The sequence below is a fragment of the Paenibacillus sp. DMB20 genome (assembly GCF_000987955.1).
Lineage (GTDB): Bacteria > Bacillota > Bacilli > Paenibacillales > Paenibacillaceae > Paenibacillus_AQ.
The window spans coordinates 1-18321 of record NZ_LAZU01000010.1 but is presented as its reverse complement, the minus strand read 5'-3'; the positions used below and the strand labels follow the sequence as shown (position 1 = coordinate 18321).

General features: G+C 52.5%; 18 protein-coding genes, 2 pseudogenes and 1 riboswitch. All 20 genes and pseudogenes read left to right on the top strand.

The genetic code is table 11. The annotated features are described in order from the left end of the window. Positions 1–197: 197 nt before the first annotated feature. Positions 198–569: a Sua5 family C-terminal domain-containing protein gene (locus tag XI25_RS03180; protein ID WP_046677339.1), complete on the top strand. Its 372-nt coding sequence runs from the start codon at positions 198–200 to the stop codon at positions 567–569. A 95-nt stretch (positions 570–664) separates the two neighbouring features. Beyond that, positions 665–1226 (top strand): annotated as a pseudogene (locus tag XI25_RS03175) (manganese efflux pump MntP). 45 nt (positions 1227–1271) lie between these two features. Further along, positions 1272–1862, top strand: a complete 591-nt coding sequence (locus XI25_RS03170) for a low molecular weight protein arginine phosphatase (RefSeq protein ID WP_046677338.1) — start codon at positions 1272–1274, stop codon at positions 1860–1862. A gap of 173 nt (positions 1863–2035) precedes the next feature. Further along, positions 2036–2117, top strand: a riboswitch (ZMP/ZTP riboswitch). 59 nt (positions 2118–2176) lie between these two features. Continuing rightward, entirely contained in the window at positions 2177–2695 is a 519-nt protein-coding gene (rpiB, locus tag XI25_RS03165) for a ribose 5-phosphate isomerase B (protein ID WP_235439630.1), read from the top strand. Between the two features lie 72 nt (positions 2696–2767). Beyond that, positions 2768–3355 carry a TIGR01440 family protein gene (locus XI25_RS03160; protein ID WP_046677337.1) on the top strand — a complete coding sequence of 196 codons (588 nt, stop codon included), beginning with the start codon at positions 2768–2770 and terminating at the stop codon, positions 3353–3355. A 60-nt stretch (positions 3356–3415) separates the two neighbouring features. Further along, on the top strand, positions 3416–4666 hold the full coding sequence (gene glyA / locus XI25_RS03155) for a serine hydroxymethyltransferase (protein ID WP_046677336.1): 1251 nt from the start codon (positions 3416–3418) through the stop codon (positions 4664–4666). A gap of 368 nt (positions 4667–5034) precedes the next feature. Beyond that, positions 5035–5664 (top strand): uracil phosphoribosyltransferase, encoded by a 630-nt coding sequence (gene upp, locus XI25_RS03150; RefSeq protein ID WP_046677335.1) that lies wholly within the window; start codon positions 5035–5037, stop codon positions 5662–5664. 57 nt (positions 5665–5721) lie between these two features. Then, entirely contained in the window at positions 5722–6879 is a 1158-nt protein-coding gene (gene wecB / locus XI25_RS03145) for a non-hydrolyzing UDP-N-acetylglucosamine 2-epimerase (RefSeq protein WP_046677334.1), read from the top strand. A 405-nt stretch (positions 6880–7284) separates the two neighbouring features. After that, the gene (locus XI25_RS03140) at positions 7285–7662 is read left to right on the top strand and encodes an ATP synthase subunit I (protein WP_046677333.1); all 378 of its coding nucleotides are present in this window, start codon (positions 7285–7287) and stop codon (positions 7660–7662) included. 35 nt (positions 7663–7697) lie between these two features. Continuing rightward, positions 7698–8458 (top strand): annotated as a pseudogene (gene atpB, locus XI25_RS03135) (F0F1 ATP synthase subunit A). Between the two features lie 103 nt (positions 8459–8561). Continuing rightward, positions 8562–8774 carry a F0F1 ATP synthase subunit C gene (atpE, locus tag XI25_RS03130; protein WP_007128780.1) on the top strand — a complete coding sequence of 71 codons (213 nt, stop codon included), beginning with the start codon at positions 8562–8564 and terminating at the stop codon, positions 8772–8774. Between the two features lie 99 nt (positions 8775–8873). Continuing rightward, positions 8874–9362, top strand: a complete 489-nt coding sequence (gene atpF, locus XI25_RS03125; RefSeq protein WP_046677332.1) for a F0F1 ATP synthase subunit B — start codon at positions 8874–8876, stop codon at positions 9360–9362. Beyond that, positions 9359–9904, top strand: a complete 546-nt coding sequence (locus XI25_RS03120) for a F0F1 ATP synthase subunit delta (RefSeq protein WP_046677331.1) — start codon at positions 9359–9361, stop codon at positions 9902–9904. The genes atpF and XI25_RS03120 overlap by 4 nt, the downstream gene beginning before the upstream one ends. 18 nt (positions 9905–9922) lie before the next feature. Continuing rightward, positions 9923–11437 carry a F0F1 ATP synthase subunit alpha gene (gene atpA / locus XI25_RS03115; protein ID WP_046677330.1) on the top strand — a complete coding sequence of 505 codons (1515 nt, stop codon included), beginning with the start codon at positions 9923–9925 and terminating at the stop codon, positions 11435–11437. 300 nt (positions 11438–11737) lie between these two features. Then, positions 11738–12595 carry an ATP synthase F1 subunit gamma gene (gene atpG / locus XI25_RS03110; RefSeq protein ID WP_046677329.1) on the top strand — a complete coding sequence of 286 codons (858 nt, stop codon included), beginning with the start codon at positions 11738–11740 and terminating at the stop codon, positions 12593–12595. 202 nt (positions 12596–12797) lie between these two features. Then, positions 12798–14204 carry a F0F1 ATP synthase subunit beta gene (gene atpD / locus XI25_RS03105; RefSeq protein WP_046677328.1) on the top strand — a complete coding sequence of 469 codons (1407 nt, stop codon included), beginning with the start codon at positions 12798–12800 and terminating at the stop codon, positions 14202–14204. Between the two features lie 87 nt (positions 14205–14291). After that, positions 14292–14711, top strand: a complete 420-nt coding sequence (locus XI25_RS03100; RefSeq protein ID WP_046677327.1) for a F0F1 ATP synthase subunit epsilon — start codon at positions 14292–14294, stop codon at positions 14709–14711. A 574-nt stretch (positions 14712–15285) separates the two neighbouring features. Further along, entirely contained in the window at positions 15286–15543 is a 258-nt protein-coding gene (locus XI25_RS03095; protein ID WP_046677326.1) for a DUF1146 family protein, read from the top strand. A gap of 409 nt (positions 15544–15952) precedes the next feature. Beyond that, positions 15953–17293 (top strand): UDP-N-acetylglucosamine 1-carboxyvinyltransferase, encoded by a 1341-nt coding sequence (gene murA, locus XI25_RS03090; protein WP_200901364.1) that lies wholly within the window; start codon positions 15953–15955, stop codon positions 17291–17293. Between the two features lie 553 nt (positions 17294–17846). Next, positions 17847–18321: hypothetical protein (locus tag XI25_RS03085; RefSeq protein ID WP_046677324.1), on the top strand; the 475-nt coding region annotated here is incomplete at its 3' end.

The window sequence follows — 18321 nt, the reverse complement described above, 5'->3', positions numbered from 1 at the left end:
GATTCCCTTGCCATCGCAAGATGGCTCAAATACTGCGATTTCATTCGTCATCTCCCATCCTCATGAGGTCCGCCACTGGTAATGGGGTTCAGGTTTCCAGTTTGATCAATTAGTGTTTCACAGCGCTTCCTCAGCTTCACAACCAACCATTGGGGTTTCAGGACACGCGGATAGCCCGGCGCCCCGCTCGCCGGGGCATGAAGTACGCGCACTACGCGCCCAAGGGTGCGCTGTGCATCGTGCAGGGGCGGACGGACGAAGCCGTGTCCGCCAAAATCCAGGCCGAGCTTGACGCCGCCGGAGCGCGCGGGGAGAAGACCGGCGTGCTGTCGTTCGACGAGCACATCGGCCGCTACCGCGCAGACGTCGCCGTCTCGCTCGGCAGCCTGGCCGCGCCGGAGGAAGCGGCCCGCCGTCTGTACGCCGGCCTGCGGCGGTTCGACGAGGAGGGCGCTACCTTTCTCCTGGCGGAATCGTGCCCGGAGAAAGGGCTTGGCGCCGCGGTGATGAACCGGCTTCTTAAGGCGGCCGGGCATCAGGTGATCGATGCCGACGGCAGCCCGATGTGATCTAAGCCGTCATGCCACGCGGCGCTAAGCCCGAGGAATGAATTATCCCTTGTCCGCATATGGTGTACAAGACCATAGGACTTGGGGGAAAACGCATGTTGGAAACGTCTCTCCAGTCAGGACAGCTTGCGACGATACTGATCATGGCCGTTGCGCTGGGCTTGGATGCCTTTTCTCTCGGCATCGGCGTCGGAATGAGGGGGATAAGGCTGCGGCATGTGCTGGGTATCAGCGTGATGATCGCTTTTTTTTCACATGCTGATGCCGATGTTTGGACTGGTTGCCGGCCGATATGTCGGCGCTCTGCTGGGACAAGTTACGGGACTGGCCGCAGGAGGTTTGCTCGTGCTGCTGGGCGGGCATATGATCTGGAACTCTTTCTTAAAGGAAGAAAGCCGACAGGTGAATCACGCTTCGCTGCTCGGAATGCTGTTGTTTTCGCTCAGCGTCAGTATCGACTCCTTCTCGGTAGGCGTTTCGCTCGGCATGTTCGTGAACGATGCGCTGCTCATTGTCTCGACCTTCGGTGCCGTCGGAGGGCTGATGTCCATCCTCGGGCTGATGCTCGGGCGGCAGGCCGGGAGCCGGCTTGGCGAATTTGGGGAAATGGCGGGCGGGATGATCCTGCTTGCATTTGGTTTGATGTTTATCTTCTGATACAATAACGGCAGTAAACCATACGAAATTCGGGAGGTGGGGACCGTGAAAAACATACTATTCGTCTGCACCGGCAACACCTGCCGCAGCCCGATGGCCGAAGGCATGCTCCGAAAGCTTGCCTCGGGGCGGGGGCTTCCGCTTGAAGTCCGTTCCGCAGGCGTCGCGGCCGTTGAAGGAATGCCCATTTCGCGCCATGCCGGAGCCGTGCTGCGCGATCAGCAAATCGGAGGCGATTTTTCCTCCAAGCCGCTGAGTCCGGAACTGGTGGAGTGGGCCGATTTGATTCTGACCCTGACGCAATCCCATAAACAATATGCCATCCGGCAGTTTCCCCATGCGGCGGAAAAGACCCATACGCTGAAAGAGTTTGCGGAGAACGACGAGCAGGTTCTTGAAGATATGCGGGAGTTGGACAGCTTGTATGTTTCGGTTGAACTGGCCCGTTCCCTCGGCAGCGAGGTGGATGCCAAAGACCGGGAGAGGCTGATCGAGCTTCGCCAGCGCATGCCGAGCTACGATATTTCGGACCCGTTCGGCGGATCGCTGGAAGATTACGAGGCGACGGCTGCGGAAATCCGCAATGCCCTGTTCCGTCTGTTGGACAAGCTCGAGAAGGAGCGCGAGCGGGAATAGGCGCTGAAGTCGGTATCCGATGTTCTCGCCGACTTCCGGCAAGCGCCTTTCAGAGAGCGCCATCGACGGTTAAGCCGCTCTTGTTTGAGTGCTGAAGGGCAAGTTCCGGGGCAATCCATAATCCCCCGCTTGCTTTTCGCAATGGTTTGATTTAAGATGAAGGGGAAAAACACGGATTCCGGTGTAACTGGCGACGAAGTGGATGAAACCACGATGGAGCACCGGGACATACGGCCGGTCGCCTGGGCAAAGAGCAATTGACGCACGATGACACGTGCGGTGACTGCTCTTTTTTTTCGTCTTTTGAGGGCAATATGAGTTATAATGAAACGAGTTGTTACGCACAAGACGAAAACAATCAAGGGGGTTTTTCATATGAAAATCGACACTCGGCGACGGATCATGCCGGCATTCGTTTGAAAGAGGAAATCAGCGGGGTTATCCAAAGTCTCGGTCATGAGGTCGAGGATCTGGGATGCGGATGTTCGGATTCCGTGGATTACCCGGACTACGCGCTTCCGGTATGCGAAAAGGTTGTATCGGGGGAAGCGGACCGCGGCATCTTGATTTGCGGTACCGGCATCGGCATGAGCATTGCGGCCAACAAAATACCCGGCATCCGCTGCGCGCTGACGCATGATGTGTTTTCGGCAAAAGCGACGCGGGAGCACAATGACAGCAATGTCCTAGCGCTTGGCGAACGGGTCGTGGGACCGGGGCTGGCGGCGGAAATCGTGACCGCCTGGCTGACGACCGAATTCAGCCGGGGCGAGCGTCATGTCGGACGCGTGAACAAGATCAAGGCCATCGAGGAACGTTATCTGAAAAGGTAAAACCGTGCAGAATAACGATTGTATACTGCAGGAATATTGGAGTTCAGAGAACATACCTAGGGAGGCTGCATCATGACGGATAACCCTGTGAATCATTCCTTGAAAGAACAAACGGCGGCCATCGTCCGGGAGCTGGCCGAGGCTGCCGGCCTTGGACCCGGCAAGGTGCTGGTCATCGGGACCAGTACGAGCGAAATCGCCGGCCGCCGGATCGGAACCGGCGGCGCACTGGAAACGGCGCAGCAGGTGCTGGCCGGCATAACGGAGGTACAGGCAGAGTACGGTTTTCATACCGCATTTCAATGCTGCGAGCATTTGAACCGTGCCCTCGTCGTGGAACGGGAGCTGCTGGAGCGTAACGGGCTGACTGAGGTCGCGGCGGTACCGGTTCCCCGTGCTGGAGGCTCCATGGCCGCGGCAGCTTACCGGAGCTTCCGGGAGCCGTGCCTTGCGGAGCAAATCTCCGCCCATGCGGGCATCGACATCGGCGAGACGCTGATCGGAATGCATCTGCGCCGTGTTGCGGTGCCGTTCCGCCCAAGCATCCGCCATATCGGGGAGGCCCGGGTGACGGCCGCCTTCACGCGGCCGAAGCTGATTGGGGGAGAACGCGCGGTCTACCGAGCGCAGCGGGAGGACGACTCCGTCCTGTGTGATTGAACTGATATTTGTGCTTGATGGTTTTCCACATAATACTATTGATTTAGGGAGGATACGAGGATGATGGAACATTTGCGTAAGAGTGATCCGGCAGTATTGGAAGCGATGGATTTGGAGTTGAAGCGCCAGCGCAGCAACATCGAGCTGATCGCTTCGGAGAATATCGTCAGCGAAGCGGTCATGGAAGCGATGGGTTCGGTGCTGACAAACAAATACGCGGAGGGCTATCCCGGCAAGCGTTACTACGGCGGCTGCGAGCGAGTGGATATCGTGGAGGATCTGGCGCGTGACCGGGCAAAGCAGTTGTTCGGCGCAGAGCATGCGAACGTGCAGCCTCACTCCGGGGCACAGGCGAACATGGCGGTTTATTTGGCCGCGCTTAAGCCTGGCGATACGGTGCTGGGCATGAATCTGGCGCACGGCGGCCACTTGACGCACGGAAGCCCGGTTAACGCTTCGGGTCTTCTGTACAACTTCGTTGCTTACGGCGTGCAGGAAGATACGTTCCTGATCGACTACAACGAAGTCCGCAAAGCGGCGTTCAAACATCGCCCTCGCATGATCGTTGCGGGCGCAAGCGCGTATCCGCGGACGATCGATTTTGAAGCGCTGGCTTCGATCGCCAATGATGTCGGTGCCCTGTTCATGGTGGACATGGCCCATATTGCGGGTCTCGTTGCGTCCGGGTTGCATCCGAACCCTGTTCCTCATGCTCATTTTGTTACGACAACGACCCACAAGACGCTTCGCGGACCCCGCGGCGGCATGATCCTGTGCAAACAGCCATGGGCAGCCGCGATTGACAAAGCGGTCTTCCCGGGCTCCCAAGGCGGCCCTCTCATGCACGTGATCGCTTCCAAAGCGGTGGCGCTGGGTGAAGCGCTCGATCCTTCCTTTAAAGAATACGCGCAAAAAGTGGTAAACAACGCAAAAGTACTGGCGGAAACGCTGGTTTCCGAAGGCTTGAACATCGTGTCCGGCGGAACCGACAACCATCTGATGCTCGTGGATACCCGCAACCTGGACATTACGGGCAAAGACGCCGAGAAGGTGCTGGATTCCATCGGCATTACCGTGAACAAAAATGCGATTCCTTTTGACCCGACCAGCCCGTTCGTAACGAGCGGCATCCGGATCGGTACCCCTGCGGTAACTTCCCGCGGCATGGACGAGGCGGCCATGACCAAGATCGGCCAAATCATCGCCATGACGCTCCGTCAGCCGAAGGATGAGGAGACGCTGGCGAAAGCGCAGCGCATGGTGGCGGAGCTGACCGAGCAATATCCGCTGTATCCTGAACTGAAATACTGATCGGTATTTTAAGAAGCCGTTCAAAAAAATTGTTGCCAATTGATCGTGAAGTCGATCAGGAACGGAACATCTGATTTTTCGACCAGCTGCTTTTGTTGACTCGAAATCTTTCTTACGGCCCCGTCTTCCCGGAAGGCGGGGCTTTTTGCATTCGGCAGCGTTCGGGATCAATTGTGACCAAAATGGAAATCCTGATCCGTAGACGGAACCGGTTAGGTCGAACCGCCGTACATAGTACGGAAGAAACATGATCGGTGCAGGTGTAAAATCACTTCGGGGAATGATATAATAGACAAGATTTATGGAGGCTTACTCAGTTTCCTGCCCATTTTGAAGAACATATCGTTAACCAACCGGAGGGACCTAACATGGGAAAATTGGTGATTTGTGATCACCCCTTGATTCAACACAAACTGACATTTATACGCGATATGCGGACCAACACCAAAGATTTTCGCGAGCTGGTCGACGAGGTGGCCACGCTCATGGCTTATGAAATAACCCGTAACATTCCGCTGGAATCGATATCGGTGCAGACCCCTGTGGCCGAGACGGAAGGCAAGGTCATTTCGGGCCGCATGCTCGGTCTGATTCCGATTTTGCGCGCGGGCCTCGGCATGCTTGACGGAGTCGTGAAGCTGCTTCCGGCCGCAAAGGTAGGGCATGTGGGCTTGTTCCGCGATCCTGAAACGCTGAAGCCGGTTGAGTATTATACCAAACTTCCTACCGACGTCACCGAACGGGAGTTGATCGTTATCGACCCGATGCTGGCAACGGGAGGTTCCGCCATTGCGGCCATCGACGTGCTGAAGAAACGGGGCTGCACCCAGATCAAAATGATGAACCTGGTGGCTGCGCCGGAAGGCGTGAAGGCGGTCCATGAGGCGCATCCGGACGTTGACATTTACGTGGCGGCCCTGGATCAAGGCTTGGACGACCACGGCTACATCGTACCGGGTCTCGGAGATGCTGGAGACCGTCTCTACGGCACGAAGTAGCAATTGAAATAGAGGAAACATAAAAAAAAGAAAGCTAGACAAGAGGGGGAAGCGAACATGTCTAAAGTGAAAGTGATGACCATATTCGGCGTGCGTCCGGAAGCGATCAAAATGGCGCCGCTCATTCTGGAATTGCAGCGGCACCCTGAGCAGATCGAGTCGGTGGTGTGCGTGACGGCTCAGCATCGCCAAATGCTCGACCAGGTGCTGGATGTGTTCAAGATTGTCCCTGACTATGATTTGGACGTCATGAAGGATCGTCAGACCCTTAATGAGATTACGATACGCGTCCTGGAAGGCTTGGAGCCGGTCCTGCGTGAAGCGAAGCCCGACATCGTGCTCGTCCACGGCGATACGCTGACTACCTTCCTGGCCAGCTATGCGGCGTTCCTGCAGCAAATCCAGGTGGGTCACGTGGAAGCAGGGCTTCGTACGTGGAACAAGCTCTCCCCTTATCCGGAGGAGATGAACCGGCAGCTTACCGGTGTGCTCGCGGACATTCATTTTGCGCCGACCGAATGGTCAGCCGGCAATCTTCGCAAGGAAAATAAGCCGGAGTCAACCATTTACGTCACAGGCAACACCGTTACGGATGTGTTTCAATATACGGTACAACCGGATTACACCCACCCCGTTCTGGATTGGGCCAAGGGCAAACGTCTCGTTCTGATGACGGCTCACCGCCGGGAATCCCAGGGAGAGCCCCACCGTAACATTTTCCGTGCGATCAAACGGATTGCCGACGAGTTCGAGGATATCGCCATCGTGTATCCCGTGCATCCAAGCCCTGCGGTAAAGGAGCCGGCACACGGGATTCTGGGCAATCATCCTCGGATCAAGTTGATCGACCCGCTGGATGTCGTGGATTTCCATAATATCTACGCCCACACCCACCTGATTGTCACGGATTCGGGCGGCATGCAGGAGGAAGCGCCGTCGTTCGGCGTGCCCGTTCTGGTGCTGCGCGATACGACGGAACGCCCCGAGGGAATCGATGCGGGTACGCTGGAGCTGGTGGGCACCCACGAAGCGGATGTTTATGCACGGACAAAAGCGTTGCTTACTGACAAGGAACTGTATGATTCGATGAGCAAGGCGGCGAATCCATACGGCGACGGTCATGCTTCCGAGCGTATTGTCAATGCGATTTTGCACCATTTCGGCAAGGTTGGTGAACGCCCTGAAGATTTTCACAGAATGTTCACAAAATCCTGAAAAAACCCATGATGGTGACAAACTTCACAGCATACAGTTGAACTGTACGGTTGACGCGGCATTTTGAGCGTTTTTTAAAGGCGTAAAACGCCTGTTTTTACAGGCAAAAACGCTAAAATCGATTCATTGACAAACTCTTGTAATATTCAGTAAAATGAGTTGGGATTAGAGGTTCATATGAAAAATCCGAAAAGTCAAGATAACCCTTGGTTGATTGCGCTTTATATTAGCGGAGCCGGTGGTTTGCTAGCCGCTTACATCCTGATCGGTTTTTTTTGTCGGGAGGTGGCTCAGCGGGCTCCTGGACGGGCCCAGATCCTGGCTTGCGATTGGAACCTTGATAGGGCTCTTTGTAGGGATTTTGAATATCGCTCTTCTCATTAAAAAAGTTTTTGGGGGCGCAACGTGAATGATCTGACATCCATTGTGAACGCTGTTACGAGAATTTGCTTTCTCTTATTGTCCGCATTGTTTCTGGGGTGGGCTTTTTATCCGGGTTATCGACCTGAGTTTCTTGGGCTGATCCTCGGCATGGCAGCGGGTTTGTTTAATGTACGCTTCCTTTCCCTGAAAGTGCGGCAGCTGGCACAATTGGCCGTTAGTCAAGAAAACAAACGGTACAGCTTCGGTTTTATCACCCGATTATGTACCGGATTCTTGATCGTAGTCATCGCAGCGAAGTTTGAGCAGGTATCTCTAGGTTCTACCATTGTCGGACTGTTCATTCCCCAATTGTTGACCATTCCTGTCAGCATTTTGTTCAGCTTGAGAAACAATCATTGATCAGCGCTAACTTGGAAAGGGGTGAAAACAAATTCATGCATGATTCACCGATTATCAATCTTGGCGGACTGAATATCGACTTGTCGGCTGTACTGATGCTTTTTGTCACCTGCCTTGTGGTGTTCGTACTGGCACGGCTGTCTGTCCGTAATCTGTCTGTCGAAAATCCTTCCAAACTGCAAAACTTCATGGAATGGGTAGTCGAATTTGTCCAAGGCATTGTGGCAAGCGCTATGGATCTGAAAAAAGGCAAGCAGTACATATCGCTGGGACTAACTTTGATTCTGTTCATTTTTGTAGCGAACCTTCTGGGCTTGCCGTTCTCGATCATCACCGACCTTCCGGAGAACTTCAAAGTATTCGGACAAACGATTCAAGCTACGGTTGGACTTGAGCATGGTCATTATGCCCACGTTCTTTGGTGGAAATCACCGACGGCCGACATCTCCGTTACGGCAGGTCTTGCCATCGTCGTGTTCATTCTGATGAACTATCTGGGTCTGAAGCTGAACCGCAAGCACTATCTGAAGCACTACATTGAGCCGTTTCCGATTTTCCTGCCGCTCAATATCATTGAGAACCTGGCGAAGCCATTGCACTCGCGATCCGGCTTTATGCCAATATCTTTGCCGGTGAGGTTCTGATTACGGTTATCCTGAAGACCGGTTTCTGGGGGATTCCGTTTATGGCTGCATGGCAGGGCTTCAGTATTTTCATTGGTGCGCTGCAGGCATTTATCTTTACCATCCTGACGATGGTGTACATCTCGCAAACAACGATTCACGAAGAGCATTAATTAACTCGGCCGAATGAACTGCGCGAGCGGTGAAGTTCGAAAGAGATATTATTTTATAAGCTTCACCAATCCAATGAACCAATTTTAAGGAGGATATTTAACAATGGAATTTTTGGCAGCAGCTATTGCAGTAGGTCTGGGCGCCCTTGGCGCAGGTTTGGGTAACGGTATGATCGTAAGCAGAACAGTTGAGTCCATCGCTCGTCAGCCGGAAGCACGCGGTCAATTGCAAACGACCATGTTTATCGGTGTCGGTATCGTCGAAGTTATTCCTTTGGCCGCTACCGTCATCGCATTCTTGATCATGTTTTCTTAATAACAATACAACGGTTTGGCGGGGAGGGCCGATGCCATCCGCGCCTTCGTTTTGTTAGGCACCGCACTTCGTGTTGATGGAAAGGAGTGACCTCAATCAATGAACATCCTATGGGAAAATATCGTTATTACCATTATTGCATTTGTTATTCTTTACATTCTGCTCCAAAAGTACGCTTTCGGAAAGCTGTTTGCGATCATGGAGCAGCGTCGTGAGCTCGTCAAGAGCCAGATGAACGAAGCCGCTCAGACCCGTCAGCAGGCAACCGCTTATGTGGAAGAGCAGAAGAAAGCTCTGGAGCAGGCGCGTCAGGATGCGCATGAAATTATCGAACGCTCCAGACAAACCAGTGGCAAGCAGGCTGAGCAAATCTTGGAGCAGGCTAAAGAAGAGGCGGTTCGCCTTAAAGCTGAAGCTGTTCGCGACATTGAGAACGAGAAGAACAAAGCTGTCGAAGAACTCCGCAGCGAGTTGGGCAGCGTTTCCGTGAAGATCGCATCCAAGCTGATCGAGCGGGAAGTGAAGAATGACAAAGCGCAGGAAGAACTGGTGGATCAATACCTTAAAGAGGTAGGAGGCAGACCATGAGCCAAGAAACGGTAGCAGCCAAGCGGTATGCGCGGGCGCTGTTCGAAGTGGCGGCTCAGCAGCAGAAGGGTCTGGAAGTGGAGCAGGAACTGAGAGCGGTCGTAGCCGCGATTGAAAGCGACTCCGATATTCAAAAGTTCATCTCCACGCCGAATGTTCCCCAATCCGTAAAGATGGAAGTGTTAAGCAAGGCGCTGAAAGGGAAAGTGTCAGAGCCTATATTGAATACGATTGAGCTGCTTCTTGAAAAAGGACGCACGGAACTGTTTGCCGAACTGCTGAACAGCTATGTGAAAATCCAAGGAGCAAGCCTGGGAATGGCGGATGCCACGGTATACTCCACGTATCCTCTCAGTGACGGGGAAAAGGAGCAGGTGGCTACGGAATTCGGGCAGCTCGCGCAGCAGAAGATCCGCGTGACGAATATTGTTGACGAGAGTTTGCTCGGAGGCCTGAAGGTTGTCATCGGCGACAAGCTGTATGACGGCAGCCTGGCCGGCAAGCTGGAGCGTCTTGAAAAGTCTTTTAACAGACGAGTTTAGAAGATAGGGGTGAAAACGTTGAGTATCAGACCTGAAGAAATCAGTACTTTAATCAAAAGTCAAATTGAAGAATATAAGTCCGATATCGCTGTCTCTGAAGTAGGTACGGTTATTCAAGTAAGTGACGGTATTGCTCGCGTATACGGCCTGGAGAATGCGATGTCCGGAGAGCTGCTGGAGTTCCAAAACGGCGTGTTCGGTTTGGCGCTCAACCTTGAGGAAAGCAACGTGGGTGTCGTTATCCTCGGTCCTTTCTCCGAAATCAAGGAAGGCGATCAGGTAAAACGTACGGGACGGATCATGGAGGTTCCTGTAGGGGAAGCGCTTCTTGGACGTGTCGTAAACCCTCTCGGTCAACCGCTTGACGGCAAAGGCCCGATTGCGGCCACGGCATTCCGCCCGGTTGAGAGCAACGCCCCGGGCGTTATCGACCGTAAGTCGGTTCATGAGCCGATGCAAACCGGGATCAAGGCGATCGATGCCATGGTTCCAATCGGCCGCGGACAGCGCGAGTTGATCATCGGCGACCGTCAGACGGGTAAAACATCCATCGCGATCGACACCATCCTGAACCAAAAGGGCAACGGCGTTAAATGTATTTACGTTGCGATTGGTCAAAAGCAATCCACCGTTGCGCAGGTCGTTGAAACGCTGCGCCGTCACGGTGCGCTGGAATATACGATTGTCGTTACGGCTTCGGCCTCCGAGCCTGCTCCGCTGCAGTACATCGCTCCTTATGCGGGCTGCGCGATGGGCGAATACTTTATGTACAAAGGCGAGCATGCCTTGATCATTTATGATGACTTGTCGAAGCAGGCGGCGGCTTACCGCGAATTGTCCTTGCTGCTTCGCCGTCCTCCGGGCCGGGAAGCTTATCCGGGTGACGTATTCTACTTGCACTCCCGTTTGCTGGAGCGCGCTGCGAAGCTTAGCGACGAGCTTGGCGGCGGTTCGTTAACCGCACTGCCGTTCATTGAAACGCAAGCTTCCGACGTTTCCGCATACATTCCTACCAACGTAATCTCGATTACGGACGGACAGATCTTCCTGGAATCCGATCTGTTCTATTCGGGTCAACGTCCGGCAATCAACGTGGGTATTTCCGTATCCCGCGTCGGCGGATCCGCGCAGATCAAAGCGATGAAAAAGGTTGCGGGCGGCATGAAACTCGACCTAGCCCAATACCGTGAACTTCAAGCATTCTCCCAGTTCGGTTCCGATCTGGATAAATCCACCTTGGCCCGGCTGAACCGCGGTTCCAAGCTGATGGAAATTCTGAAACAAGGCGTGAATCAGCCGCTGTCGGTTGAACAGCAGGTTGTCAGCCTCTATACCGCCGTTAAAGGTTACCTCGATGATATTGAGGTTGCCGACGTACGCCGTTTCGAGAAAGAATTCCTGGCCTTTGTTGAGAGCAACAAACCTGAAATTCTCCAGTCGATCCGCGATACGAAGGACCTGGTAGCGGACAACGAGAATACGCTGAAGAGTGCAATCGAGCAATTCAAAAAAGGCTTTGCAGCTTCGGTGTAAGCTCCTCGCCTGTGCAATAAGAGGGGAACCGGGGGCTATGACCGCCCGGTATCCTCTTTCAAAATATTAAGAATATAACGGTTGTTAGTACTTGGCTTATATTTCTCGCAGAAACTCCATCGTCTTTTGAGAAGACGATGGAATCGTTTCTACTGTCATATTAAGTCTATGCTTTCGAAGATAGCTTTGGCTTCGCCAAAGTTTAGTCTATGCTTTCGAAGTTAGCTTTGGCTTCGCCAAAGCATGGTTTACGCTTACGAAGTAACTTTGGCGAAGCCAAAGTTTTGAGGTGGTGAAAACATGGCAAGAGGATTACGTGACATCAAACGGCAGATCAAAAGTATCCAAAACACCAAGCAGATCACCAAAGCAATGGAGATGGTGGCCGCAGCGAAGCTGAGAAGAGCTCAGGAGAAGGCAACTTCCGCCCTGCCTTACTCGGATAAGCTGAAAGAAGTCGTAGGCAGCATCGCCGCAGGTACGAAAGGCATTAGCCATCCGATGCTGGAAAAGCGCGAGGTCAAAAAGACCGGTTATCTGGTCATTACCTCGGACCGCGGTCTTGCCGGCGCATCCAACTCCAATATATTGCGTAAAGTATCCGCTTTGCTTGCAGAACGTCATCAGTCGAAGGACGAGTACTCCCTCTTCGTGATCGGCCGCAAGGGCCGCGACTACTTCCGTCGCCGTGAACTTCCGGTTGTGGAGGAGCTGACGGAATTGTCCGACAGCCCTACCTACGGAGACATTAAGTCCATCGCAAACGCAGCGGTTACCCAATACGAACTGGGCGAAATCGATGAACTTTATATCTGCTATAACCGTTTCGTGAATGCCTTGACGCAGACGCCTGAAATCGACCAATTGCTTCCCATGGAGAATATTGGCGATGGAGCCAGCGTGTCGGGCTATGAATACGAGCCGTCGCCGGAGGCGGTTTTGGAAGCATTGCTGCCGAAATACGCGGAAACGCTCATTTTCAGCGCGATGTTAAACGCAAAGGCGAGCGAGCTGGGCGCTAAAATGACGGCAATGGGAGCGGCAACGAAAAACGCAAGCAAAATCATTTCCGAGCTGACGCTTACTTACAACCGTGCCCGCCAGGCTGCCATCACGCAGGAGATTTCCGAGATTGTGGCCGGCGCCGACGCTCAATAACCAGTTTATTTTTCAAGTATAAGAAAGCATGAATATCATTTATGCTTGGCTTGAATTCTCGCTGAAGCGCTTTTGTCCGTTATAAAGGGATGATCGTCGCTTCTACTTTAAATGAATAATGTTACGGATATGCGGTACGACGTGCCGTTTTACGATGATCGTTCGTCTTTGAAGGCGAGCGGGTAGGAGGGAAAACGAAAAGATGAACAAAGGACGCGTTGTCAGCATTACAGGCGCTGTAGTTGACATTGAATTCGAGCGCGGTCAGCTTCCCGAAATCTTTAATGCCATCAAAATTGAAGGCTCCGTGGAAGGCGGCCGTTCCATTGATCTGACTTTGGAAGTATCCAATCATTTGGGCGATAATCTGGTTCGTTGTATCGCGATGTCATCCACGGATGGTCTGGTTCGCGGTATAGAAGCGGTTGATCTGGGCTCCCCGATCACAGTTCCTGTCGGTTCCGCTACCCTGGGCCGTGTATTTAACGTACTGGGTGAGCCGATCGACAATGCAGGTGCGGTGGTTGCCGAGGTAAACAATCCGATTCACCGTGAAGCCCCGGCTTACGATGAACTCTCTACGCAGGCTGAAATGCTGGAAACGGGCATCAAGGTAATCGACCTGCTTGCTCCATACCAAAAAGGCGGTAAAATCGGTCTGTTCGGTGGTGCGGGTGTTGGTAAAACCGTTGCCATCCAGGAGCTTATCAACAACATTGCCCAGGAGCACGGCGGTATTTCCGTATTCGCCGGCGTCGGCGAGCGTACTCGCGAAGGTAATGACCTTTACCACGAAATGAGCGATTCCGGCGTTATCAGCAAAACCGCGATGGTATTCGGACAGATGAACGAGCCGCCGGGCGCGCGTTTGCGCGTTGCCTTGACCGGCTTGACCATGGCGGAATACTTCCGTGACCAGGAAGGCAAAGACGTTCTGCTCTTTATCGATAACATCTTCCGCTTTACCCAAGCGGGTTCCGAAGTATCCGCCCTCTTGGGCCGCATGCCTTCCGCGGTAGGTTACCAGCCTACGCTGGCCACCGAGATGGGACGTCTGCAAGAGCGGATCACTTCCACGAAAAAAGGTTCCGTAACTTCCATTCAGGCGATTTACGTACCGGCGGACGACTATACTGACCCGGCTCCGGCTACGACTTTTGCCCACTTGGACGCAACGACCAACCTCGAGCGTAAAATTTCGGAGATGGGTATCTACCCTGCGGTGGATCCGCTCGCATCGAGCTCCCGTATTCTGGCACCGGAAGTTGTGGGCGAAGAGCACTACAACGTGGCTCAAGGCGTTAAGCAGATCCTTGCCCGTTATAACGAACTTCAGGATATCATCGCTATCCTCGGCATGGATGAGCTCAGCGAAGAAGACAAAGCGATCGTTGCCCGTGCACGCCGCGTGCAGCGTTTCCTTTCCCAGCCGTTCCACGTTGCCGAGCAGTTTAACGGTATGCCGGGTAAATACGTGCCGGTAAAAGAAACCGTACGCAGCTTCAAAGAAATTTTGGAAGGCAAGCACGACAACCTTCCGGAAGCCGCTTTCCTGTTCGTCGGCACAATCGAAGATGCAGTGGAAAAAGCAAAAAACTATGTAAGCTGACGCTCCGTGATTGGCCGGCTGCCCATCCATGGATGGGCATGGTCTGCCGCACGAGTTTTCTGCGGAAAACGGTGAGGAGGGATGGAAGTGAGCACCTTTTTGTTAGAAATCGTAACACCGGACCGTCTGGTTTACTCGGAACAGGTTAACAGTCTTACGGTGCGCGGGATCGAAGGGGAACTGGGCATTTTGCCGGGTCATATCCCGTTCGTGACTCCACTTCAGGTGGCACCGGTTTACGTTAAGATCGGTAATGTACGCACCCCGTTTGCTGTACAGGGCGGTTTTGTGGAAGTCCGCAAGGAAAAGGTCGTCATTTTGGCGGAAAGTGCCGAGAAAGCGGAGGAAATCGATCTTGATCGTGCTGAAGCTGCTAAAGAACGTGCCGAAGCCCGTTTGAAGGCAAGCGGACGCCAGGATGAAGTTGACCACCGCCGCGCTGAATTGGCTCTCCAACGGGCCATGAACCGGATCAAAGTATCCAGCGGGAACTACAACAACAAGTAAAGCGATAAAAGCGGTCAAGCTGCTCGATGCAGCCGAGCCGCTTTTTTTGTGCGAAGGCTCCCATCTGTTCGAGGTCGGAGGGCATAAATCCGCTGTTGGACTTTAGATGGTATGCGACGGGGAGGCTGTCTCGGTTAGTATCCTTTAATATTGTTGGCCCTTACAGGCTGTTCAGTGTCCATTTCCAGGATTGCGTTTTATAGAGAAATAAATGTTGTGATGACCCGAAAGGCAGGGATTCTTTCTTCCTGATGAACTTCATTAAGGGGTATGCTTTCATGAAATCATGGCGTACCTTGATAATTCGGAAGCGTGAACGTTTATAGTGGTCATTTTTTTTATTAACAACCATTTATTGCTTCGAAAAGCGCCTGGATTCGGTAAATCATGGGCTATATTCACATTTTTCAAGCATTAATCTTCAAATCAGTTAATGAGTGTCGAAATTTCGATCAATTTTTTTTTATTTCCTCGGAAATGGCGAAATAAAGGACTGGATTCTTGCGCCGTTGACAAGTATTATAGAATGGTCGGTCCTTTTGAGGAATGATATATAGAACATGGAGGAGGGAGCATGAGCCAAGATATTTCGAACACTGTTACCGGTGCCGTGGGCGTCAGCGGTTTGTTATCGATTGTCGTATCCCTGGTATGTATTGCGCTGGCATGGTGGGCATTGCAAACATTGAAGCTGGATTTGGTTATCCGCAATCCCAAAAGCCCGCAAGGTAAGCTGCTTCATGTGCTGCTTGCCGTGGTGCTCGGACGTTTTGTAGCCGAATTCCTGATCGACTATATCATGTGGAGCCAAATGATCCGATATATGTTTTGAAAAAACTGTTTTATAACCTGTGTTTTAATTGTTGTTTGATTGGTTATATCTCTGTTAAGCTGCTGAGGCAAGATGTCGAATAAACGCATTTTATTATGTCAACACTGAGAAATAAGTATTTTGACCGGGCGAACCGAAGACTTCCGGGCATACCGTTCACCTGGTTGAATGATTTTTTCGTCGCTGCGAAAAATCTCTCGCGTGGTATCCTTAACAGAGCCTAACTGCTCCTGCAACCGGGTGTTTTTTCGCTGAATATAGGTATGAGGTCATTGCTTTGGTTGGAAATAGTCCTCTAAGCGCTTGTATCGCGAAAAACAACAATGGTAAGATGGAAGTTAGGGAATTAGAAAAGAGTCAACAAGATCTATTTATCTTAGGAATAATATGGACGCGGAGGGAAACCATGATGAGCAAATTTATCGTCCGCGGTGGCAAAAGACTGACCGGAAGTGTCAAAGTCAGCGGAGCAAAAAATTCAGTTCTTCCGATCATCGCTGCCTCTCTTTTAGGGGAAGAAGGAGAAAGTGTCATTATTGACGCGCCTCCTCTTGACGATGTAATCACGATCAGCAAAGTATTGGAGTCGCTTGGTGCAGGCGTTACATATCAAGACGAAGTCATTCGTGTTAATGCAAAGCACATAGCTACATGTGAAGCGCCTTATGAATGGGTGCGGAAGATGCGCGCTTCTTTTTTGGTCATGGGACCGCTGCTGGCTCGCTGCGGCAGAACCCGCATTTCGCTTCCGGGCGGATGCGCCATCGGTACGAGACCGATCGACCAGCATCTGAAAGGTTTTGAGGCGCTGGGAGCCGAAATCAGCCTGGGCCAGGGATACATTGAGGCGAAAAGCAACGGAAGACTGCGCGGCGCGAAAGTATATCTCGACGTGGCCAGCGTAGGCGCGACCGAAAATATTATGATGGCAGCCACGCTTGCGGAAGGTGTGACGCTGATCGAAAATGCGGCAAAAGAGCCGGAAATTGTCGATTTGGCGAATTACCTGAACGGCATGGGCGCCAAAATTCGCGGAGCAGGAACCGGCATCATTCGCATCGAAGGCGTCGAAAAACTGCACGGCGTGAAACATCATGTCATCCCGGACCGGATCGAAGCCGGAACCTTTATGGCTGCCGCCGCTATAACGGGTGGGAATGTGTACGTGGAAGGCGCGATCGCTGACCACCTGGGTCCTGTCATTTCCAAGATGGAAGAGATGGGCGTTACCGTTCAGCCTGACGAGAACGGGATACGCGTCATCGCGGATAAGCCGCTTAAAGCGGTTGACGTCAAAACACTGCCTTATCCCGGCTTCCCGACAGATATGCAGTCGCAAATGATGGCTCTTTTGCTGGTTTCCGAAGGTACCAGCGTAGTAACGGAAACCGTGTTTGAAAACCGGTTTATGCATGTTGATGAATTCCAGCTTATGAATGCAGAGATTAAAGTGGAAGGCCGTTCCGCCATCGTTACGGGTGGGGCCCAATTGACGGGGGCCAAGGTGTGCGCAACCGACCTTCGTGCCGGGGCCGCTCTTATTCTGGCAGGGCTAGTGGCCGAAGGGACAACCGAGGTCAGCGGCACACATCATATTGACCGCGGATATGTCCATCTGGCCGAGAAGCTCTCCGGTTTGGGCGCCGATATTTGGCGGGTCTCTACGGAAGAGAAGGATACCGAAAAAGTGTCCAAGGCCGCCCACGCCGAGGAAGGCAAGCTGTTCAAGGTTCAGCCCACTTGGGTGTAAAACCGGCAAGGTGTTTTAAGCTTTGACTTGTCTTACGATGCATTTTAAAAAATACAGCTTTGATATAACATGGATAAGAGCTCTGCCCATAAGGCAGGCTCTTTTTTTAAGATATAAGAAAGTATAAGCTTAGGAGGCGCGGCATCCTTATATCGCAAAGAAAAACTTCCACTATATGCGGTCTGTCTTCTGAGAAAGTACGTCGATAGACGTTTTTTGTTAAGATATAAGAAAGTATAAACTTCGGAGGCGCGGCTTCCTTATATCGCAAGAAAAACTTCCGCTAAATGCGGTCTGTCTTCTGAGAAAGTAGGTCGATAGACGTTTTTCTTATCAATAAAATCCTGTCCTTAATACTAGGGCAGGTTTTTTTCTGACGCCCTAAATCCAAAGAAGTCTATGTTAATGAAACGAGCCGGATCATTTAAAAGTTTCTTTCTTTCTCTCGTCTCTCAAAAAAGGTTCTATCAATTGATCTCTTCTCATAATTATAAGCAACTAGAACGCAATTCTTACAAAAAGAGACGATGAGAGAGCACAGGAGGGAGACCGTGTGAAAGATTCGAAAATTCGGATACAAATTCCGGTTACCCGGGATGATCGGCAAAAGAAAAACGGGCGAATCGCGGAACAGGGGGAGGCATCCCTGGCGGAAGGGACAAGCGCTAAGGTGCTGGAGTGGAATTTCCCGGCCGGGGACGTCAGGGATTCGAACAACCTGGCCCGTTCTTCCGGACCGAATGATGGATATATCACCGTGGAGAATCAGAGCCCGGATAAAGACCGGTTGGGAGATTCTCCATATACTGAAGATAAGAAATCGAAAGTTTCCAGCGGTTACGCAAAGAACGCGACGGTAACGGAGGAAGATTCATTCTTCCCACAGGATATTATGGAAGAAAACCGATGGGACGGGGAAAAGCGCGCTTCGCAGGCGCTCCCCGCGGATGCGCCGGTACCCGGCGGCGCATCGGCTCCGGGCCGCACGTTCCGTGCGCGGCCCGGTCGCTTCGGGCACCGCGGCTTCG